Raw genomic sequence first — 20,543 nt, 5'->3', positions numbered from 1 at the left:
GTGGATCAAGCCGGGCCCGCCCGGCCCGCCGGCGTACGGCGGCGCTCGTATCGGCGTGTGGTCTCGCCCGTCGCCCACTCCGTGCCGCAATGCGCCGTAAGCGCACCACCGGGCGCGCAGGGGGCGCGTACCAGCGGACCGCGGGACGGGAAACCGACGCTCGTCACCCGGCCGCGCGCACCGCGGCACACCCGCCGCACAACCCGCCGCACACTCCGTCGACCCGCGGGAACGTGATCGGAAATTCCGTAACACCGGCGTTGCACGCGTGGGCTTCCGGAAGCCGTATGATCGCCCCACACACCACCGCCATGAACGTCCCTTCACGCAGGGCGGTTCGGTGTCCCTCCAATCCCCCTTGCCCGGGCCGGGCCTGCTTCGCCCTGCCCGCGAACCATGAAAGGCGGCCTGCATGGTCTCTCGCGTACGCGTCTGGCTCAACCGCACGTACGCGGAGAACGTGTTCTTCATGGATCAGCTCCGCCGAAATCCGAGCGATCGCGCCGTCGAGATCCATGCCACGCACGCCGACGCCGACTCCCCGGTGCTGGCCGCCGCCGACACGGCGGAGCTGGAGCCGGAGGGCCTCTCCCCCGCCGCCTACGTCGAGTACGCGCTCGCCCAGTGCCGGCGCCGCGGCATCGACGTGTTCGTGCCCCGGCTGCACCAGTCCGCGATCGTCACCCACCGCGCCGACTTCGAGGCGGTCGGCACCGCGCTGCTGGCGCCGCTCCCGGAGGCCGTCGCCGTCTTCCAGGACAAGGTGATCGCCTACGAGGCCGTGCAGGCGATCGGCGTGCCCGTGCCGCCGTGGTGGCGGGTGCGTGACGCGGACGAACTCATCGCCGCCGTGGAGGAGTTGGAGGGCGCCGGGCACAAGGCGTGCTTCAAGCCGGCGTCCGGCGCGGGCGGCGTGGGCTTCCGCGTCGTCACCCGGGCCCCCTTCTCGCTGGTGCACCTCAACGGCTTCCCCAGCCCCTACGTCCACCTCGATCTGGTCGTGGACGCGCTGCGCCGCGCCGACCAGCCGGTGGACCTGCTGGTCATGCCGCGGCTGGAGCAGCCGGAGGTGTCGGTGGACTGCCTCACCGGCCCGGACAACGTCGTCCGGCTGGCCATCGGCCGCACCAAGAACGGTCGGCGGCGCGGTTTCACGCTGCACGAGCAGTGGCTGGAACCGGCCCGCCGGATCGCCGAGGGCTTCGGGCTGCACTATCTGTCCAACATCCAGTTCCGGATGTTCGGTGAGCGGCCGGTCCTCATGGACGTCAACACACGGCCCGCGGGCGGGCTTCACCAGCTGTCCCTGTGCGGGGTCAACGCCCCTTGGGCCGCCGTCCAGTTGGCGCTCGGCGAGGACCAGGGCGAGATCGTGCCGCCGTTCCTGGGGCAGGACTACACGGTGGTGTCGGGGCCGCGGCCGCTGCGGCCGGTGACGCTGCCTCAGCAGCGGGTCGAGGAGCCCGAGACGCTGCTGGCGGCGGTTCCCACGCCGGTCGACTCCGTCGGCTCGACCGAAGCGGCTCAGGCTCTGCCGATCTAGCCGGGCGGGTTGCCCGCTGCCGAACAGCGCGCTTCCTCCGGCTTTCCCCCCGCCTTTTCCCCGGTCTCCCGACCGGGGGGATTTTTTTCGTGGGGGGGTGTATCAGGCGGCGGTCCCGGTGCTCATAAGAGGGAAAGGCACAACGGGGGGACAACAGGGGGAACGTGGGGAAGCACCGGGGACCGCGGGGGTCTACGGGGAACGGGGGATCGGGCCGGCCGGCCGCTGTCACGGGGAGTGGCCGGCCGGCCCGAAGCGTTCACCTCGGCATCGCGCTCAGCCCGCGTCCGCCCGCCGCAGGCGGAGCGTGAGGATCTGGAAGGGCCGCAGCGTGACGGGGACGCCACGGTCGCCGTCGAGTTCCGCGTCCTCCAGGCGGCGCTCCAGCAGGTCGGTCACCTCGGCGCCGACCAGCGGGAAGCCGGTGCGCAGGGTGCCCCGGGCGCGGCCGCCGCGGGACTCGTAGAGGCGCACGACGACATCGCCGGAGCGGTCGTCGGCGAGCTTGACCGCCTCGATCGTCACGCCCTCGCCGTCCACCGAGACCACCGGCTCCGGGGCGCCCGCGGCGTCGGCCAGGCGCAGGGGGAGGTTGAGGGCGTAGCCCTCGGCGACCGCATCCTCGATGCTCGCACCGGGGAGCAGGGCGTAGGTGAAGCGGTGCCGGCCCTGGTCGGCCTCCGGGTCGGGGACGCGGGGGGCGCGGACCAGGCTCAGGCGGACGGTGGTGGTCGTGCCCCCGTCCTCACGGACCGTGCGGGAGACGTCATGGCCGTACGTCGAGTCGTTGAGGACGGCGAAGCCGTAGCCGGGTTCGCCGATGTGCACCCAGCGGTGGCCGGAGACCTCGAAACGGGCCGCCTCCCAGGTGGTGTTGGTGTGCGTGGGGCGCTGGACGTGGCCGAACTGGATCTCGGCCGAGGAGTGCGGCGCCCTGATGTCCACGGGGAAGGCCGCCTTGAGGATCTTCTCGGTCTCGTGCCAGTCGATGTCGGTCACGATGTCGACGCGGGGGCTGCCGGCGCGGACGGTGATCGTCTGGGTGATCCTCGACCCCTTGCCGAAGGCGCGCTCCACACGGATCGCGCCGATGAGGGGATCCTCCTCGACGACGGTGACCGACTCGGCGTCGAGGAGGTCCGTCCAGCGGTTCTTGTAGTGCTTGTCGATGTCCCAGGCGTCCCAGTTGTTGGGGAGGTCGGTGTGGAGACGGAGGAGGTTGCCGGGGTCGGCGAGGACTTCACGGTCCGCCCGTAGGTCGTATACAGACGACAGTGTGCCGTCGCCCGCCACCTGTATCCGCACCAGCCCGTTGTCCAGCACCCGCCCCTCGGTGACGATCACCGGCCGCGGCGGCTCGGCACCGCCCGCCAGCGGTGCGCTGCCGTTCGCGGGCACCTCCGTGTACACGGGGGCGCCCTCAGGGGTACGTACCACCTCGGCGCGGTCGTAGGGGCTGGTGTTGAACACCCGCGACCCGCCCGCCCCGCTCCCCGGGCCCAGCGCGGTGATCGCCTCGGCGGTCAGCGCCTCCAGCTCCTTGGCCACCCTGGCGTACTCGGCCTCCGCCTCGCGGTGCACCCAGGCGATCGAGGAGCCCGGCAGGATGTCGTGGAACTGGTGCAGCAGGACGGTCTTCCACAGGCGGTCCAGCTGTTCGTAGGGGTAGGTGTAGCCCGGCGCGTGCAGCGCGGCGGTGGTCGCCCACAACTCGGCCTCGCGCAGCAGGTGTTCGGAGCGGCGGTTGCCCTGCTTGGTACGCGCCTGCGAGGTGTAGGTGGCGCGGTGCAGCTCCAGATACAGCTCACCGACCCACACCGGGGCGTCGGGGTACTCCGCGCGCGCCTTGGCGAAGAACGCGTCGGGGTGTTCGATCTCGACCCGGGGCGAGCCCTCCAGGTTCCTCAGGCGCCGGGCCCGCTCCATGATCTCGCGGGTGGGGCCGCCCCCGCCGTCGCCCCAGCCGAAGGGGGCCAGGGAGCGGGTGGCTCCGCCCTTCTCCGCGTAGTTGCGCACGGCCCGGGACATCTCCGTGCCGCTGAAGCGGGCGTTGTAGGTGTCGATGGGCGGGAAGTGGGTGAAGACGCGGGTGCCGTCGATACCCTCCCACCAGAAGGTGTGGTGGGGGAACTTGTTGGTCTGGTTCCAGGAGATCTTCTGGGTGAGGAACCACTCGTTGCCGGCGAGCCTGGCGAGCTGCGGGTAGGCGGCGTTGTAGCCGAAGGAGTCCGGCAGCCAGACGCCCTTGGTCTCGATGCCGAAGTGCTCGATGAAGAACCGCTTGCCGTGGATCAGCTGGCGGGCGATGGCCTCGCCGCCGGGGAGGTTGCCGTCGGCCTCGACCCACATGCCGCCGACCGGCGCCCACTGGCCCTTCTTCACCGACTCCTGGATGCGGGCCCACACCTGCGGGTAGTGGTCGCGGACCCACTCGTACTGCTGGGCCTGCGAGCAGGCGAAGACGAACTCCTCGTACTCCTCCGCCAGGGCCGTGACGTTGGAGAAGGTGCGGGACGTCTTGCGCTTGGTCTCGCGGATCGGCCACAGCCAGGCGGAGTCGATGTGCGCGTGGCCGACGCCGGAGACGATGTGGGCGCTGGCGTTCGCGGGTTTGGCGAGCACCTCCCGCAGGGCGGCGCGGACGTCGGCCGCCGAGCCGGCGATGTCGTCCAGGTCGAGCAGGTCCATCGCCCGGTCGAGGGCGTGCATGATCTCGTGCCGGCGGGGGTCGTGCTCGCCCAGCTCGGCCATCAGTTCGCGCAGGACCTGGAGGTCGAGGTCGAGGTGGAAGATGGTCTCGTCGAGGACGGCGAGGTCGGCGCGGCGGAATGTATACAGTGGACGGTCGCCTGCCGTCAGTACATCGCCGAGTGTCGTCGGTTCGGCGAAGCCATGCGCCAGGATGTCCGGGTTCGACGCCGCCTCGACCAGGTAGTCGACGACTTCCCCGCCGACGGCCGGGTTGCCGACCGGCACGTACTGGTTGAGCGGGTTCACCGCCTTCAGCGGCGTCCCGTCGGTCAGGTGGACCAGGGCCTCGGCCTGGCCGCCCGGCCAGGCGTCGTGGAAGCCGAGGTCGATCACCGACTCGACGCGTCGGCCCGCCCACTCCACCGGGACCGTGCCCCGCATCCGGAACCAGGTGGTGCCCCACGGCGGACCCCACGGGGTGTCCATCGCGAAGGGCTCGAAGGCCGCGGTGGCGGCCTCCTCGAAGGGGACCGGCTCCCCCGGCGCCTGCCACGCCGCGACCTCGAAGGGGACGGTGGCGGCGTAGAGCGCGGGCCTGATGCGCTGGGTGTGGAGGCGCTCGACGCGCTCCTCGATCCGGCGGCGTTCGTCGTGCATGGGGTCTCTCCCGGGGACCAGTGGGGAAGCCGTCCGGCGGCAAGCCTGGCGGTAAGCGCTTGCCGTCGGCGCTCAGCCAAGATACGCCAGGCCCGGGTGGACGGCCCGATAGCCCTCCACCAGCCTGCGGGCCACGTTCACCGAGTCGACCAGCGGGTGCAGCGCGAACGCCTTCACCGCCGTCGCCCGGGAGCCCGACTCGGCGGCGGCCAGCACCTCGCGCTCGACCGCCTTCACCGCGCAGACGAGCCCGGTGGCATGGCCGGGCAGCGGGGCCACCGCGACCGGGTGGGCGCCGTTGGCGTCGACCAGGCAGGGGACCTCGATGACGGCGTCGGTGTCGAGGACGGAGAGGGTGCCGCGGTTGCGGACGTTGAGGATCAGGGTGGTGCGTTCGTCGCGGGCGATGGCCCGCATCAGGGCCAGGGCCACCTTCTCGTAGCCGCCGGACAGGTCGTCGGTGTCGCGCTCGCCGGCGCCGGCGGCCTCCCGGTTCTCGGACATGTAGGTGGCCTCGCGCTCGGCGCGGGTGCGGTCCCAGAGGTCCAGGGCGGAGACGTCGGCGCGCCGGGCCTCGGCGTAGAAGCGGGCCTGCTGGTCACGCAGGAAGGCGCCGCGGGTCTTCTCGGCCTCCTGGTAGGCGCGGACCGTCTCACGGTTGAAGTAGTAGTAGTGCAGGTATTCGTTGGGGATCGCGCCCAGCGACCGCAGCCAGTCGACGCCGAAGAGCTTGCCCTCCTCGAAGGAGCCGAGCAGGTCCGGGTCGGCGAGCAGGCGCGGGAGTTCGTCGCGTCCGGCGATGCGCAGGCCGCGGACCCAGCCGAGGTGGTTGAGGCCGACGTAGTCGATCCACGCCTCGCCCGGGTTCTTCGCGCCGAGGACGCGGGCGATACGGCGGCCGAGGCCGACCGGTGAGTCGCAGATGCCGATGACGCGGTCGCCGAGGTGGCGGGACATGGCCTCGGTGACCAGGCCGGCCGGGTTGGTGAAGTTGATGACCCAAGCGTCGGGGGCGAGGCGGGCGACCCGTCGGGCGATGTCGACGGCGACGGGAACGGTCCGCAGACCGTAGGCGATGCCGCCGGCGCCGACCGTCTCCTGACCGAGGACGCCCTCCGCCAGGGCGACCCGCTCGTCGTTCGCGCGGCCCTCCAGGCCGCCGACGCGGATGGCGGAGAAGACGAAGTCGGCGCCGCGCAGGGCCTCGTCGAGGTCGGTGGTGGCGGTCACGCGGGGGGCGTCGTCGACGGTCGACGCCTGTTCGGCCAGCACACGGGAGACTGCATACAGTCGACTGTCGTCCGGATCGTGCAGAACGACGTCCGTCACCCGTCCCTCGCCCCGGTCCCCCAGCAGCGCCCCGTACACCAGCGGCACCCGGAACCCGCCGCCGCCCAGAATCGTCAGCTTCACGCCTGCACCTCTCCCGCCACCGAGTCCGTGTCATCACTTCGCCGGCCCACCCCGACCCTACTCGTCCGCACCGACTCACTGGGGGCCCATCGAGTCCACCCCTTCACGGAGCAGACGTGTGCACTTCGCATGACCACGCCCCAGGCGGGCGCCGGCCGGCGGCCCGATCCCGACAGCCGCTGCTTCCCGCTCGCCGTCATGCGGACGCCCAGTGTCCCCGGCGACGGAAACCAGCACGGCGCGGGCCACCCGGGCGCCTCGGTCGAGCCGCACCACGGACCGGTCCACACGCACCCGGCGACGGCGATCCGTGGGCCGACACCTGGTTCTCCTCCCACCCGGTCTTCGTCCACGTGGCGGGCGTCCGGTGACGGCGCGGGACTGCCGGGCCCGGAGCGCGTACCTCCAGGTCACGCGCTGATCACCGAGGGCGTACGGTGGGCCGCGTGACCACGGAAGAGTCGCTGCGGCCCCAGTCCCTGATGCTCACCTTCCTGGGCGACCAGGTGCTCGGGCGCGATGTGTGCGTGTACTCGGGCAGCGTCATCGACGTCTTCGCGCGCGCCGGTGTCGGCGAACAGGCGACGCGATCGACGCTGACCCGGATGGTCCACCGCGGGCTGCTGCGCCGCCAACGCGAGGGCCGCCGGATGTACTTCGGCCTGACCGAGCACTCCGAGGCGGTACTGCGCGACGGCGAACGCCGCATCTGGCAGACCGGTGCCGTCAACCGGGAGTGGGACGGCACCTGGACCCTGCTCGGCTTCTCCCTGCCCGAGTCCTGGCAGCGCCAGCGCCACGACCTGCGTTCCAAGCTGACCTGGAGCGGCTTCGGGCCGCTGTTCGGCGGCCTGTGGATCGCCCCGGGCGAGGTGGATGTGGCCGAGCTGGTCGCCGAGTTGGGGCTGGCCGCCCATGTGAAGGTGTTCCGCGCCCACGCCGACACCGGCACCGACATCGGCGCGATGATCGAGGAGACCTGGGAACTGTCCGAACTCGCCGACCGCTACGACGGTTTCGTACGGCGGTGGCAGCCGTGGGAGTCGGCGGAGCCGGAGGGCGACGACGCGCTCGCGCGGCGCCTGCTGCTGCAGACGGAGTGGCTGCGCATCGTCCGCCGCGACCCGCGGCTCCCGGTCGAGCACCTGCCCGCCGGCTGGCCGGCGGAGCGGGCAGAGACGACGTTCCGCACCGTGTACGACCGGCTCACCCCGTTCGCCGACGCCTCGGCGGAACGCCTCCTCGACCGCGTGCCCTCGCGCGCCGGCGCCGCTCAGGCGTAGAACCGGGACAGGCTCTGCAGCACCGCCGCCGGCTTGGCGCCGCCCTCGATCTCGATGGTGCCGTCGACGGTGATCTGGACCCCGCCCGGCACCTCCTCGACCTCGGCCAGCCTCCCCGCGAGCCGGATACGGGACCCGACCTTGACCGGCGCGGGGAAACGCACCTTGTTCAGGCCGTAGTTGACCTTCGTCGTGACGCCCTGCACGTCCAGCAGCTCGGTGAACAGGGGGATGAAGAGGGAGAGGGTGAGGTAGCCGTGGGCGATGGGGGCGCCGAAGGGGCCTTCCTTGGCGCGTTCGGGGTCCACATGGATCCACTGGTGGTCGCCGGTGGCGTCGGCGAAGGTGTCGATGCGCTCCTGGGTGACCTCGATCCACTCGCTGGTGCCGAGGTCGCTTCCGGCCAGCTTCTTCAGCTCGTCGAGACCGTTGACGGTGATGCTCATGTGGCGTCCTTCGCTTGGGGGTTGTTGCCGTACCGGGAGCGCACCCGGGACTTGAGGAGTTTTCCGGAGGCGGTGCGCGGGAGTTCGTCCGCCACCACCAGCGACTTGGGGATCTTGTACTTGGCGAGGCGGCCGGCCAGGGAGGCGAGCACCTCGTCGGGGTCGAGCGCGGCGCCCTCGCGGGGCACGACGACCGCTCGCGGCACCTCGCCCCACTTGTCGTCGGCGACGCCGATGACGGCGCACTCGTCGATGTCCGGGTGGGCGAGGAGGAGGTCCTCGATCTCGGCGGGGTAGACGTTCTCCCCGCCGGAGATGATCATGTCCTTCATGCGGTCGACGATGTACACGTAATCGTCTTCGTCGACGCGCGCCGCGTCGCCGCTGCGGAACCAGCCGTCGGTGAAGGAGGCGGCCGTCTCCTCGGGCAGTCCCCAATAGCCGGGCATGACGTGCGGACCGCGTACGACGATCTCGCCGGTCTCGCCGACGTCGACGGGGGTGAAGTCGGGCCGGACCACGCGGACGTCGCTGAAGAAGTGCGGCACGCCCGCCGAGCCCGCCTTGCTCACGGCGTGTTCGGCGTCCAGGAAGAGGGTGCCGGGGGCGGCCTCGGTCATGCCGTAGCCCTGGAGGAAGGTCAGGCCGCGTTCCTGGTAGGCGGCGATGAGCGGGGTGGGGACGGGGGAGCCGCCGCAGGTGAGGATGCGCAGGGAGGACAGGTCGGTGTCCGCCCAGCGCGGGTGGCGGGCCACCTGCTCGAACATCGTCGGTACCCCGAACATGAAGGTGATCCGGTGCTGTTCGATCAGGTCGAGGGTGGCCGCCGGGTCGAACGACTCGACCAGGACGCAGGTGCCGCCCTTGAGCAGCACCGGCAGGGTCAGCATGTTCAGGCCGGCGGTGTGGAACAACGGGGCGGAGACCAGGGCGCGTTCGTCGGCGATCAGATCGGTGTCGACGAGGACGTTGACGGCGTTCCAGATGAGGTTGCCGTGGGTGAGCATGGCGCCCTTGGGGCGGCCGGTGGTGCCCGAGGTGTACATGATGATGCAGGTGTCGTCGAGGCCGACCGGTTCGTCGATCGGCTCCTCGGACGCGGCCGCCAGCACCTGCTCGTACTCGGTGCCGACCTCGATGTAGGTACGGACGTCGGTGTGCCCCGGCAGTCCGGCGACGACCGCGGCGTGCGAGGGGGCGTGGACGAGGGCCTTGGCTCCTGAGTCGGTGAGCTGGTAGGCGATCTCCGGGCCGGCCAGTCGGGTGTTGAGCGGAACGAAGACCGCGCCGAGCGTGCCGGCCGCGAAGAGGGTCTCCAGGTAGGCGGGGTGGTTGGGGCCGAGGTAGGCGACGCGGTCGCCGCGGCGGATGCCCCGGGTACGCAGGGCGTGGGCCAGGCGAGTGACGCGTGTATGCAATGTGCGGTAGTCGGTGGACAGATCACCGGTGCTCGTCGACCGGCCACGGTATTCGGTGGACGGCCCACCGGCATTCGCCGACCGGCCACCGTACTCGGTGGACGGCCCACCGGCATTCGCCGACCGGCCACCGCACTCGGTGGACGGCCCACCGTCATCCGTCGACGGGCCACCGCGTGCGGCGGACAGTCCACCGTGGACCAGCGCCACCCGACGCGGTGTCTTCCGGGCCCGGCGTGCGGGCCATGACCCCAGTCCCTCGTTGCGCATCTACGGCCCCCTATGGCTTCGTCAGCCCGAGCAGGCGGGCGGCGTTCTCCTTGAGGATCTTCGGCCGGACCTCGTCCTTGACCGGCAGCTTCGCGAAGTCGGCGAGCCAGCGGTCGGGGGTGAGCACGGGGAAGTCCGAGCCGAAGAGGACCTTGTCCTTCAGCAGCGTGTTGGCGTACTGCACGAGCTGCGGCGGGAAGTACTTCGGCGACCAGCCGGACAGGTCGATGTGCACGCCCGGCTTGTGCGTGGCGACGGCGAGCGCCTCGTCCTGCCAGGGGAAGGACGGATGCGCCAGGATGATCTTCATATGGGGGAAGTCGGCCGCGACATCGTCCACGTGCAGCGGGTTGGAGTACTTCAGGCGGATGCCCCCGCCCCCGGGCACTCCGGCGCCGATCCCCGTCTGGCCGGTGTGGAAGAGGGCGATGCTGCCGGTCTCCTCGATCACCTCGTACAGGCCGTACGCCGCCGACCGGTCGTTGGGGAAGAAGCCCTGGATGCTGGGGTGGAACTTGAACCCCTTCACCCCGTACTCCTCGACCAGCCGCCGCGCCTGCCGTACGCCCGCCCGTCCCCGGAAGGGGTCGACGGAAGCGAACGGAATGAGGACGTCCGCGTTGGCGGCCGCGGCCTCGGCGACCTCCTCGTTGGGGACGGGCGCGGTGCCGGTCGCGGACTCGGCGTCCACCGTGAAGATCACGGCGGCCATGTTCCGCTCGCGGTAGTACGCGGCCGTCTCCTCCAGGGTGGGCTTGCGCTTGCCCTCGACCTTGAAGTAGGCGGAGGAGGCGTCGTGCAGGTCGTCGTCGAGGGAGGAGTGGCCCTTGGAGGACACCTCCGCGTGGGTGTGGACGTCGATCGCGACCAGGTTGTCGATGTCCATCAGACCTCCGGCAGCTGGGGCGCGGGAATACCGACCGTCTGCGGTTCCGCGCCGACCGAGGTGGGCCAGGCGTCGGCCAGGGCGTCGGGGGTCCAGCCGCCGTCGGCGTAGGCCGCCCTGATCTCCTGCGGATGGGACCAGAGTGCCACCCGGTCGCCACCGATGCCGATGCACTGACCGGTCACGCCCCGTGCCGCGTCGGAGGCGAGGAAGGGGATGAGTGCGGCGCAGTCCTCGGGGGTGCCGAAGCCTTCGCCCTTGCGCAGGAAGTCCGGAAGCGGCGCACCGTTCCTCATCGCCTCGATGTAGGGGGCGAAGGCGGGGATCGTCTCGGTCATCGCGGTCGCGGCGACCGGCACGATCGCGTTGACGGTGATGGCCGCGCGGGCCAGTTCCATCGACCAGGTGCGGGCCATCGCGGCGATGCCGGCCTTGGCGGCGGCGTAGTTGGTCTGGCCGAAGTTGCCGCGCTGGCCGGCCGGGGAGCCGACGAGGATCAGGCTGCCGCCCTCACCCTGTTCGCGCATGCGGACGGCGGCGGCGCGGGCACAGGTGAAGGTGCCCTTGAGGTGGGTGGTGATCACCGCGTCGAAGTCGTCGTCGGTCATCTTCCAGAGCACCTTGTCGCGCAGGATGCCCGCGTTGGTGACCAGGACGTCGAGCCGGCCGAACTCGTCCACCGCGCGGTCCACCAGCCGGTCGGCGGCCTCGGTGGTGCCGACGGGGACCACCTCGGCGACCGCGCTGCCGCCGGTCTCGGCGATGGACTTCACGGCCTGTTCCGCGACGGTCTCGTCGACGTCGTTGACGACCACGGACGCGCCGTGGGCGGCCAGGGCCCGGGCGTAGGCGAGGCCGAGGCCCCGGCCACTGCCGGTGACGACGGCGACCTTGCCGGTGAGATCGATGCTGGGCACGAGCGAGTCCCTTCACGTGATCGGCGCCGGGAGGGCTGCCGGGAGATCGAAGCCGAGATCGAAGCTAAGAGCAATAATTGTTGACGTCAATAGTTGTTGCCGTCCGCCGGAGTGCGCGACACTGGCCGAGTACACCGCACACGCCCCGCCGGGGCCTCGACCAGGGAGCCCGCCATCGCCCGCCAGCAGCACCTCCAGAACCCCGCCGCCCTCGACGCCGACGAGCCGTGGATGCGTGAACTGCACGCGGACACGGGCTATCTGCTGTACCGGCTGGGCCTGCGCTCGGGGCAGCTCTTCAACGCCTGCCTCCAGGAGTCGGGGCTGCGGCTGCGCCACTATGCGGTGCTGCGCTTCCTCGCCACCGCCGAGGGCGCCCTCCAGCGCGAACTGAGCCACCGGCTCGGTTACGACCCGAGCGCGATCGTCGGCCTGGTGGACGACCTGGAGAAGCTGGGCTTCGCCGAGCGCCGTCCGGCCCCGGAGGACCGGCGCAGCCGGATCGTCGTCCTGACCGATGCCGGCCGGGGCTTTCTGCGCGACACCGACGAGGCGGGGCTGCGAGTGACACAGGAACTGCTCGGCCCGCTCTCCCCCGCCGAGCGGGAGACCCTGCACGCCCTGCTGCTGCGTGTCGCGGAGGACGGACTCAACTGATGTTGTGCAACTGATTGACGGCCGGAGAGGAGCTGCCTAACTTCACGGAGCGACCGTGGCACCGTCGGCACCGTCCCCAGGAGCGCACTGTGCAGCCATCCCCTCCGCCCGACCGCCAACCGCCCGCCGATTCCACCCAGTTGCGCCGGGTCGCCCTGTCCGGGCTGCTCGGCACGGCGGTGGAGTTCTACGACTTCCTCGTCTACGGAACCGTCGCCGCGCTCGTCTTCGGCGATCTGTTCTTCCCCGAGGCCGACCCCGCCGTCGGCACCGTCGCGGCATTCGGCACCTTCGCCGCCGGCTATGTCGCCCGCCCGGTGGGCGGTCTGGTCTTCGGTCACTTCGGCGACCGGCTCGGCCGCAAGTCGATGATGCTGGTGACGATGACCCTGATGGGCGTCGGCAGCTTCCTGATCGGCCTGCTGCCCACCTATGACGCGATCGGCGTGTGGGCCCCCGTCCTGCTGGTCGCCCTGCGGGTCGTGCAGGGCATCGCGATCGGCGGCGAGTGGGGCGGGGCGACCCTGATGGTCGTCGAACACGCCGAGCGGGTACGGGGATCGAGGCGCGGCCTGTGGTCGAGTTTCACCCAGCTCGGCGCGCCGCTCGGCTCGGTGCTGTCGGCCGGGGTGGTCACGCTGGTCGCCGCTCTGCCGGACGAGCAGTTCCGGGCGTGGGGCTGGCGGGTGCCGTTCCTGCTGAGCGTGGCCCTGCTGGCGGTTGGGTTGTTCGTGCGGCTGCGGGTCGCGGAGAGCCCGCTGTTCCAGCCGGCCGAGCGGCACGACCGGCCGCCGGTGCTGGAGGTGCTGCGGCGGCCGAAGCCTGTGCTGCTCGCGGCGTGCGTCGGCATCGGGGCCTTCACGGCGCAGTCCTTGCTGACCGGATTCATGATTTCGTATGCGGTCGACCGTGGATACAGCCGCCCGCAGGTCCTCACCGCCGTGACCGTCGCCTCCTGTGTCGCGCTGCTGGTGCTGCCCGTCGCCTCCGCGCTGTCCGACCGGGTCGGCCGCCGTCCGGTCGTGCTGGCCGGGGCGGTCGCCTCGGCCGCGCTGGCCTTCCCGGTGCTCGCCCTCGTCGACTCCGGCTCTCACGGCCTGCTGATCCTGGCCCTCGTCCTGGGGCACGGTGTCGCGCAGTCCACGATGTACGGGCCGCTCGGCGCGCTGCTCACCGAGATGTTCGGCACCCGGGTGCGCTACACCGGCGCCTCCCTCGGCTACCAGGCGGCCACCCTGATCGGTGCGGGCTTCTCGCCGCTGATCGCGAGCAGTCTGCTGGCCGCCGACGGCGGCGGCAGCAGTACGCCGGTGTCCCTGCTGCTGTGCGGGGGTGCGGCGATCACCGCGCTCACGGTGTGGCGGATGCGCGAGACGCACACGGACGCCCTGGACGCACCGGCGCCCAGGGCCACTACCGCGGCCCGTGAGGGGGCGCCGGGATGAGCCGCCTCCCCGGCCGGGCGGCGCCCGGCAGCACGGCATCGCGCCCGGGAGACCTCCTGCCATGACGACCCGTTCCGCGCCCGACCGGCTGCTGTCCGTGCTCGCCGCGTTCGACCACGAGCATCCGGCGCTGACGCTGACCGACATCAGCCGGCGGGCCGGGCTGAGCCTGACCACCGCGCACCGGCTGGTGGGCGCCCTGACCGAGTGGGGCGCGCTGGAGCGCGACGCGTCCGGGGTGTACCACGTGGGGCTGCGGCTGTGGGAGGTCGCCGCCCTCGCGCCGCGCGGCCTGGCCCTGCGTCAGATCGCGCTGCCGTATCTGGAGGACCTGTACGAAGCCACGCATGAGAACGTGCAGTTGGCGGTCCGTGACGGCGGCGAGGTCGTCTACACCGAGTGGCTTTCGGGCCGTTCGGCGGTCGGCGTGCACATCCGGGTCGGCGCCCGCTGGCCCCTCCATGTCACGGGAGTCGGCCTGGTCCTCCTCGCTCACAGCCCGCCCGCGTTCCAGGAGTCCTACTGCGCCGGCCCGTTGGCCTCCTTCACCGCCCACACCGTCACCGATCCCGCCCGGTTGCGTCGCTCCCTCGCCGAGGTCCGCCGCATCGGAGTCGCCGTGAGCGACCGCCAAGTGACCGACGACGCCCTGTCCGTGGCCGCCCCGGTACACGCCCCCGACGGTACGGTGACCGCCGCCGTCTCAGTGGTCGTACCCGCGCAGGACAGCCAGGTCAGCATGCTCGTACCGGCCGTACGCCTCGCCGCCCTGGGGGTCTCCCGGGCACTGGGATGGCGCCCTGGGAGGGAAGGAAGCCCGGCCACCACGGCGGCACGTTCCCCGGGCACCGAGGATCCGGACAGCCGTCCATGATGCCGAGCCATGTCACCAGGAACCACGCGAACCACACACCGAGCCCACTCCTGCCGCGAGGGCGACAGCAGGCCAACGGCCACCGAGGGCACCGTGGACGACGAGCCAGTGCAGCGCCGCGGCCGGCCAGATGACCGGCACAAGGAAGAGGAGCGTGAGGGAGTTCGCGGATGCGTTGACGCCTGTGTCGCACGTCTCCCACACCTTGGCGATGACGACGGTCGACACCCAGCGATGTCAGGCCACCTGCGACGACGCCCCGCCGAAGTCCCGTCACCCACGGCTGCCGAGGCCGCCGCCCGAGCCGTTCCCCCACCGCCACTGCCTCTCCCCCGTTCACGGCGGCGAGACTACCGGCACCCCGACGAAGGTCCCCGCGCCGTGGGGCTCCGGCGCGGGGACGACCGGGGGATCAGCAGGTCGTGGACGAGGGGCTGCCCAGGAAGCGGGCGGCGAGCCAGGTGAGCGTGGGGTGGACGGCCATGGGGTCGGTGAGGAGGTGGTCGCCGGGGTAGGGCACCGACTGGGTGGGGATGCCGGCCGCGCAGTAGGCCCGGCGGGTGGCGGCCGCGGTCTCGGCCGGGATCACCTCGTCGAGGAGGCCGCGCTACTGCAGGACAGGGAAGCCCGATCTCGTCGGGGCCGGCCAGCACGTACATCTGGTCCAACGTCAGCCAGTCCTCGGTGAGTTGCTCGATGCGGGTGCCGACGAACTGGCTGACCGTGCCCACCGCGCACAGCGACTTGGTGTCGTGGACTCGCGGATCTTCTCGCGCTAGGTCTCCGCCATCGCCGCGAGGAACGCGAACAGCCTCTTGCCCCGGGCCGTTGGGGCCGGGCGGGCATCTCAGGAACCAGGCCGTGGCGGTGAGGTGGTCGGCGAACGCGGCGAGTTCGGCGGCGTCGCGGCCGGGCCGCTTCATCTCGTACACGGTGAAGATGACCCGGCAGTGCGGGGCGTGCGCCTTGATCTCGCGCCGTACGAAGAGCCTCCTCGAAGGCGGGCCGTCGCGGACGCGGGTGCTGATCCTCTCGCTGAAGATCTTGTCCCTCGGGATGCTGTGCTTGCTGAGCGCGTCGGGCTGGGAGCCGAGTTCCCGCCCGAGCGTCAAGCACCTCGCGTAGCCGATGCGGATGTCCGCGCTCGACAGGTCTGAGTCGACGGCGGCCGGGGTGAGCACCCGCAGCGCCTTCTTCAGCCGGGGCACCATGGCGAAGCGGCGGGTGTGGTAGACGGAGGCGACCGCGCCGCCGCGCGAGCGGCAGGGCGAGCCGGGCCGGGCGTCACACTTCTGACAGGCGTGCTGTTCGCAGAAGGGGGTCCGTCCTGCCTTTGAGTGAGAGCGGGTTCTGAGAACAGATCCATCGCATGGATCGGTGGTGCGGATTGCATGCGCAGTCCACACCGCCGAACGGTCCGTCTGTCAGCCCCGGGCGTTCCACACCAGTGGGGCTTGGCGGATCCAGGCGGCCTTCTCCACGGCGTCGATCAGGAAGCCGGCGAAGTCGGCGCGGCTGATCCGCATGGCCGGCTTGCCGGTGCCGCGTTCGGCAGCCTTCACCTGGCCGCTGGCCGGTTTGTCGCTGAGGGCGACGGCACGGGCCAGGGTCCAGTCGGCGTGCGAGGTGCGGACGGCCTGGTCGACTCCGTCGTGGTCGGCGAAGCCGGCCCTGAGGTTGGACGCCTTGATGAACGCCTTCATCATCGGGTTGAGGTGGGCCCAGTCGTCGCCGGCGCCCTGCGTGGAGGCCAGGACGATCCGATGGATGTCCTGCTCGTCCATCACGGTCAGGGTGTCCCGGGCGGCGGTGGTCATGAAGGCGGGCGGGCTGACGGGCTTGGCCCAGGGGTTGTCCGAGGCGCGGGCGTTGTTGAGCACGCTGATCACGGCCTCGGTGCCCTGGGCGGCCTTACGGAGATCGTCGATGTTCGCGGGCGTGCCCTGGACGAGTTCGACGCCGGCCGGGGCCCGGACCGCGTCGGGGTTGCGTACCAGGGCGCGGACGCGGTGGCCGCGGGCGGCGGCCTCCCGGAGTACGTGGATTCCGGTGCGGCCGCTGCCGCCGAGGACAAGCAGGTCAGTCATGGGGATCACCTGGAGAGAGTCAGGCGGCACGCGGTGCGCCGATGGCCGTGGCGAGGCGGCGGGCCTGGTCGTGGGCGGAGGCCATGGATGCTTCGTGCACGGGAAGGAGCGGGGCGAGGGCCGGGGCGATGGGGGCCATGGTCAGCTCGGGTATCACGGTGGTGACGTCCAGGCCGAGGAGGTCGTCGCGGCCCAGGACGGCTTCCAGGGTGGGCACTACGTAGTCGAGGCCCTCCTTCGGGGTGCCGGGGCCGTAGCCCCCGCCCTGGGCGGAGATCAGCACGGCCGGCCGGCCCGCCGCCGGGGAAGTGCCGGTGTGGCGCAGGGTGCGGTCCGTGACGATGATCTGGTCCAGCCACGCCTTGAACACCGAGGGCATCAACAGGTTGTACATCGGCACCGTGAACAGGTAGGCCGCGGCGCCGAGGAACTCCTCGATCAGCTCGTCCTGGACCGCGGCCGCCTTCGCCTGCTCGGGGGTGTGCTGCGCCGGGTCGGTGATGCGGGCCGTGATGCCCGCGGCGCTCAGGTGGGGCACCGGCGAGACGGCGAGGTCGCGGTGGACGACCGGGCCCTGCCACTGGTCGCGGAAGGACTGGGCGACCTGGCGGGAGACGGAGGCTTCGCCGAGCGAGGAGGAGTCGATGTGCAGCAGGTACGACATGGTGGTGGCGCCTTTCAGCGAGACGGGGGGAATGGGTGAGGGGTCAGGGGCGGGCGGGGACGGCGCAGCCGTCGGGGCCGCAGCCCGGGGCGTCGCCCGCGGGGGTGAGGGTGATGGGGTGGGTTTCGTCCCAGGCCGTTTGCAGCAGGTCGAGCAGGGTGTCGCTGTCCTGCGCGCCGGGGACGCCGTAGCGGCCGTCGACGACGATGAACGGGGCTCCGGTGGCGCCCAGGCGCTGCGCGCGGCGGGCGTCGTCCTTCACCTGGGTGCGGTAGCGGCGGTCGGTGAGGACCTGGCGCGTCAGGTCGCGGTCGAGGCCCAACTCGCCGGAGAGGAGAACTCGTGGGCCAGCTCGGTGTTGCCGACGACGTTGTCCAGCACCCGGTAGGGGCTCAGGCCCTCGGCGCCGGCGAGTGTCTCGATCTGCCGGGTCGCCGCCTCTGCCTGCGCGCCGCTGATGCCGTGCTTGCTCAGCAGGGCCTCGCGGACGCTGACCGTGCGGTCGGTGGGGAAGCCGCCACCCAGCGGGAAGGAGCGGTGGACGACGTCCACCTGATCGCTGTGCTCGAACCGCTCCACGGCTCGGTCCACACGGTGGCTGCCAAGCCCGCACCAAGGGCAGGTGACCTCTGCCCAGATCTCTACCCTCATAGCCCTGGCCTCCAATTCCTCTCATTTGTTCGTAACGCCATGATGCGCCAGTATGGAAGGCGGTACAAAAGGCACATCGGTGTGGGCGACAGAGAGGAACGGGCGCCATGCAGGACAGCGCAGGTATGGAGATGGCGGCCGCGGCGGGGCCGTGCGCGAGCATCCCCGCCGACCACATGGCCTTCATCCGGCAGGTCCTCGACCGGGTCGGCGACAAGTGGAGCATGCTGATCATCGCCGTCCTCCAGGACGGCCCCCGGCGCTACACCGACCTGCAACGCCAGATCCCCGGCATCTCCCAGCGCATGCTCACCCACACACTGCGCCAACTCCAGGACGACGGCCTGATCACGCGCACTGCCTACGCCGAGGTCCCGCCGCGCGTGGAGTACGCGCTCGCCCCGCTCGGCCGCGGCCTGCACGAGATCGTCATGCAGCTGATCGGCTGGGCCGCCGACCACCACGACGAGATCCGCGCCAACCGCGCCCAGTCCGGCAGCGTCCCCTCCTCCTCCCGTTCCTGAGCCGCGGCGCCCACCGGCATCCGGGGGTGCCGGCCGGACAGGGCGAGGGAGCTGTTCGGTCCGCTGCTACGAGTCGTCGTCCCCGTAGAGGTCGGCAGTTGCCGGGTCGCGACGAGGCCGCAGCCCCTCCCTTGGCAGGCGGGCGGCGAAGCCGTAGCGCCCAGGCGATTGAGGTTGGCGCGCTTGAGCGGGTCGGCGAGAGGCGGGCCACGCCCTCGTCCACGACGGCGTGCTTCCTCTCATGCACAGGCAGGCCCCGCAGGTGCTCGACGGCGGCGTCCGGGTAACGGGTCGTCCGCAGCGTATCCGGGGCGTGCCATCGGCGCGGGCACCAGCAGCATCGGAGCAGGCACTCGAAGTCGCCCGTGCTGGGCCGGCGGGCTTGGTGGGCGCCGGCGCCGCTGCGGCGGGGGCACGACCGGTCCGGGCTGCGGGAGGATGCGGAGCCGGCCCGCCCGACGGCCACGACGAGCGTGTGACCCCGACGCCGACGGGGTCATCGGGGGGCGGCAGGCGCGCTTTGGGGCCGTTTCGCCGCCTTCAGGGCGTGAACTCCCGCCCTCAATAGGGAGTTTCACTGCTTCAACCCTTGACGTCCGCAGTGACGGGGAGCACATTGTCGGCACCTTGAGAGCGCTCTCAAGCGCTGTCGAGGGCACCTGCGCACCCACACCCCGTACCCGAGAGGCAGCACCTTCGATGAGTGAAACCTCCGGCACACCCCACCGACGACGGCCCCGCCTGCGGCGGGCGCTCGTCGCCGTCCTGAGCACCCTCGGGCTGGCGGCGCTCGCCGCCACGGCCATCAGTCCCACCGCGAACGCCACCGCTCCCCCGCCCCCCTCGGGCTGGACCCAGGTCTTCCTGGACGACTTCAACGGCCCGGCGGGCAGCGGCGTCAACACCGCCAACTGGCAGTACGCCACCGGCACTTCGTATCCCGGCGGTCCCGCCAACTGGGGCACCGGCGAGATCGAGACGATGACGAACAGCACCAACAACGTCTCGCTCGACGGCAACGGCAATCTGCGCATCACCCCGCGCCGCGACGCGGCCGGCAACTGGACCTCCGGCCGTATCGAGACCAACCGCACCGACTTCCAGCCCCCGGCGGGCGGCATACTGCGTGTCGAATCCCGTATACAGGTGCCGAACGTCACCGGGGCCGCCGCCAGGGGCTACTGGCCGGCGTTCTGGATGCTGGGCGCGCCCTACCGGGGCGACTACTGGAACTGGCCCAGCGTCGGCGAGCTGGACATCATGGAGAACACCCAGGGCCAGAACACGGTGTTCGCGACGATGCACTGCGGCACCGCGCCGGGCGGCCCCTGCAACGAGCATGTCGGCATCGGCTCCTCCACCACCTGCCCGGGCACCACCTGCCAGGCCGGCTTCCACACCTACCGACTGGAGTGGGACCGCTCCACCAGCCCGGAGGAGATCCGCTTCTCCATCGACAACACCCACTTCCACACCGTGCGGGCCGACCAGGTCGACGCGACGACCTGGCGCAACGCCACCGACCACGGGTTCTTCATCATCCTCAACGTGGCGATGGGCGGCGCCTTCCCGGACGCCTTCGGCGGCGGCCCCGACGCCGCGACCCAGCCAGGGCATCCGATGGTCGTCGACTACGTCCAGGTGCTGTCGGCCGGTGGGAGCGGTACCACACCCCCGCCGACCGGCAACCGCGACGCCTACGGCACCATCCAGGCCGAGTCCTACGACGGCCAGTCCGGGCTGAACACCGAGACCACCTCCGACACCGGCGGCGGCCAGAACGTCGGCTGGGCCGCCAACGGCGACTGGGCGCTCTACCGGGGCGTCGACTTCGGCTCCCAGGCTGCCACCCAGTTCTCCGCGCGGGTCGCCAGCGGTGCGCCCGGCGGCGTCAGCGGACTGGTCGAGGTGCGCCTGGACAGCCGTACCAACGCGCCCGTCGGCAGTTTCGCGGTGGGCAACACGGGCGGCTGGCAGTCCTGGCGGACGATCCCGGCGAACATCACCGGGGTGACCGGCACGCACGACGTGTATCTCACGTTCACCAGCGGACAGCCGGCGGACTTCGTCAACGTCAACTGGTTCACCTTCGGCCGCTGAAGCCGTGGCGCGCGGCC

General features: G+C 71.5%; 20 protein-coding genes. 8 read left to right on the top strand and 12 right to left on the bottom strand.

The genetic code is table 11. The features are described from left to right. The first annotated feature begins 412 nt into the window (after window positions 1-412). Window positions 413-1,543, top strand: coding sequence for an ATP-grasp domain-containing protein (locus tag ACH5AC_RS32220; RefSeq protein WP_398865793.1), 1,131 nt, complete (start codon window positions 413-415; stop codon window positions 1,541-1,543). A 276-nt stretch (window positions 1,544-1,819) separates the two neighbouring features. On the opposite strand, the gene ACH5AC_RS32215 is transcribed toward ACH5AC_RS32220, so the two are convergent. Continuing rightward, window positions 1,820-4,891, bottom strand: a complete 3,072-nt coding sequence (locus tag ACH5AC_RS32215) for an alpha-mannosidase (RefSeq protein WP_398865792.1) — start codon at window positions 4,889-4,891, stop codon at window positions 1,820-1,822. Between the two features lie 72 nt (window positions 4,892-4,963). Then, complete coding sequence (locus ACH5AC_RS32210) at window positions 4,964-6,304, bottom strand: 6-phospho-beta-glucosidase (protein WP_398865791.1); 1,341 nt, start codon at window positions 6,302-6,304, stop codon at window positions 4,964-4,966. A gap of 446 nt (window positions 6,305-6,750) precedes the next feature. On the opposite strand from ACH5AC_RS32210, the gene ACH5AC_RS32205 reads away from it, so the two are divergent. Continuing rightward, the gene (locus ACH5AC_RS32205) at window positions 6,751-7,587 is read left to right on the top strand and encodes a PaaX family transcriptional regulator C-terminal domain-containing protein (RefSeq protein WP_398865790.1); all 837 of its coding nucleotides are present in this window, start codon (window positions 6,751-6,753) and stop codon (window positions 7,585-7,587) included. On the opposite strand, the gene ACH5AC_RS32200 is transcribed toward ACH5AC_RS32205, so the two are convergent. Genes ACH5AC_RS32200 through ACH5AC_RS32185 form a run of 4 tightly spaced genes read right to left on the bottom strand, consistent with a single transcriptional unit; the run spans window position 7,578 to window position 11,524 of the window. Further along, window positions 7,578-8,033, bottom strand: coding sequence for a MaoC family dehydratase (locus ACH5AC_RS32200; protein WP_398865789.1), 456 nt, complete (start codon window positions 8,031-8,033; stop codon window positions 7,578-7,580). The two genes, ACH5AC_RS32205 and ACH5AC_RS32200, sit on opposite strands and share 10 nt — an antisense overlap. After that, window positions 8,030-9,721 carry an o-succinylbenzoate--CoA ligase gene (gene menE, locus ACH5AC_RS32195; protein ID WP_398865788.1) on the bottom strand — a complete coding sequence of 564 codons (1,692 nt, stop codon included), beginning with the start codon at window positions 9,719-9,721 and terminating at the stop codon, window positions 8,030-8,032. Before menE ends, ACH5AC_RS32200 begins: the two co-directional genes overlap by 4 nt. 10 nt (window positions 9,722-9,731) lie before the next feature. Next, entirely contained in the window at window positions 9,732-10,607 is an 876-nt protein-coding gene (locus ACH5AC_RS32190; RefSeq protein WP_398865787.1) for an amidohydrolase family protein, read from the bottom strand. Beyond that, window positions 10,607-11,524: an SDR family NAD(P)-dependent oxidoreductase gene (locus ACH5AC_RS32185; RefSeq protein ID WP_398865786.1), complete on the bottom strand. Its 918-nt coding sequence runs from the start codon at window positions 11,522-11,524 to the stop codon at window positions 10,607-10,609. Before ACH5AC_RS32185 ends, ACH5AC_RS32190 begins: the two co-directional genes overlap by 1 nt. A 231-nt stretch (window positions 11,525-11,755) precedes the next feature. On the opposite strand from ACH5AC_RS32185, the gene ACH5AC_RS32180 reads away from it, so the two are divergent. The 3 genes from ACH5AC_RS32180 (at window position 11,756) to ACH5AC_RS32170 (ending at window position 14,500) form a co-directional block, all read left to right on the top strand. Then, a complete protein-coding gene (locus ACH5AC_RS32180; RefSeq protein WP_398865851.1) occupies window positions 11,756-12,181 on the top strand; it encodes a MarR family winged helix-turn-helix transcriptional regulator in 426 nt (141 codons plus the stop codon). A gap of 89 nt (window positions 12,182-12,270) precedes the next feature. Next, window positions 12,271-13,626: an MFS transporter gene (locus ACH5AC_RS32175; protein WP_398865784.1), complete on the top strand. Its 1,356-nt coding sequence runs from the start codon at window positions 12,271-12,273 to the stop codon at window positions 13,624-13,626. A 61-nt stretch (window positions 13,627-13,687) separates the two neighbouring features. Next, window positions 13,688-14,500 carry an IclR family transcriptional regulator gene (locus tag ACH5AC_RS32170; protein ID WP_398865783.1) on the top strand — a complete coding sequence of 271 codons (813 nt, stop codon included), beginning with the start codon at window positions 13,688-13,690 and terminating at the stop codon, window positions 14,498-14,500. Window positions 14,501-14,512: 12 nt separating this feature from the next. On the opposite strand, the gene ACH5AC_RS32165 is transcribed toward ACH5AC_RS32170, so the two are convergent. Continuing rightward, window positions 14,513-14,728: a hypothetical protein gene (locus tag ACH5AC_RS32165; RefSeq protein WP_398865782.1), complete on the bottom strand. Its 216-nt coding sequence runs from the start codon at window positions 14,726-14,728 to the stop codon at window positions 14,513-14,515. Between the two features lie 184 nt (window positions 14,729-14,912). After that, entirely contained in the window at window positions 14,913-15,089 is a 177-nt protein-coding gene (locus ACH5AC_RS32160) for a hypothetical protein (RefSeq protein ID WP_398865781.1), read from the bottom strand. Window positions 15,090-15,361: 272 nt separating this feature from the next. Here ACH5AC_RS32160 and ACH5AC_RS32155 point away from each other — a divergent pair, with 272 nt between their 5' ends. Next, the gene (locus ACH5AC_RS32155) at window positions 15,362-15,625 is read left to right on the top strand and encodes a hypothetical protein (protein WP_398865780.1); all 264 of its coding nucleotides are present in this window, start codon (window positions 15,362-15,364) and stop codon (window positions 15,623-15,625) included. Window positions 15,626-15,924: 299 nt separating this feature from the next. Here ACH5AC_RS32155 and ACH5AC_RS32150 read toward each other — a convergent pair whose 3' ends face one another. From ACH5AC_RS32150 to ACH5AC_RS32135, 4 genes are read right to left on the bottom strand one after another with little or no spacing between them, the layout of a single operon-like run. Next, window positions 15,925-16,587, bottom strand: a complete 663-nt coding sequence (locus tag ACH5AC_RS32150) for an NAD(P)-dependent oxidoreductase (RefSeq protein WP_398865779.1) — start codon at window positions 16,585-16,587, stop codon at window positions 15,925-15,927. Window positions 16,588-16,606: 19 nt separating this feature from the next. Further along, complete coding sequence (locus tag ACH5AC_RS32145; protein WP_398865778.1) at window positions 16,607-17,251, bottom strand: FMN-dependent NADH-azoreductase; 645 nt, start codon at window positions 17,249-17,251, stop codon at window positions 16,607-16,609. A 43-nt stretch (window positions 17,252-17,294) separates the two neighbouring features. Then, a complete protein-coding gene (locus tag ACH5AC_RS32140; RefSeq protein WP_398865777.1) occupies window positions 17,295-17,573 on the bottom strand; it encodes a DsbA family protein in 279 nt (92 codons plus the stop codon). Next, entirely contained in the window at window positions 17,552-17,842 is a 291-nt protein-coding gene (locus ACH5AC_RS32135; protein ID WP_398865776.1) for a hypothetical protein, read from the bottom strand. The genes ACH5AC_RS32140 and ACH5AC_RS32135 overlap by 22 nt, the downstream gene beginning before the upstream one ends. A gap of 167 nt (window positions 17,843-18,009) precedes the next feature. On the opposite strand from ACH5AC_RS32135, the gene ACH5AC_RS32130 reads away from it, so the two are divergent. Beyond that, window positions 18,010-18,426 (top strand): winged helix-turn-helix transcriptional regulator, encoded by a 417-nt coding sequence (locus ACH5AC_RS32130; protein ID WP_398865775.1) that lies wholly within the window; start codon window positions 18,010-18,012, stop codon window positions 18,424-18,426. A gap of 699 nt (window positions 18,427-19,125) precedes the next feature. Further along, entirely contained in the window at window positions 19,126-20,526 is a 1,401-nt protein-coding gene (locus ACH5AC_RS32125; RefSeq protein ID WP_398865774.1) for a glycoside hydrolase family 16 protein, read from the top strand. Window positions 20,527-20,543 lie beyond the last annotated feature (17 nt).

Source organism: Streptomyces sp. NPDC018693, assembly GCF_044391385.1.
Taxonomy (GTDB): Bacteria; Actinomycetota; Actinomycetes; order Streptomycetales; family Streptomycetaceae; genus Streptomyces.
The sequence above is the reverse complement of the archived record's forward strand: the minus strand, read 5'-3'. Positions and strand labels throughout refer to the sequence as shown.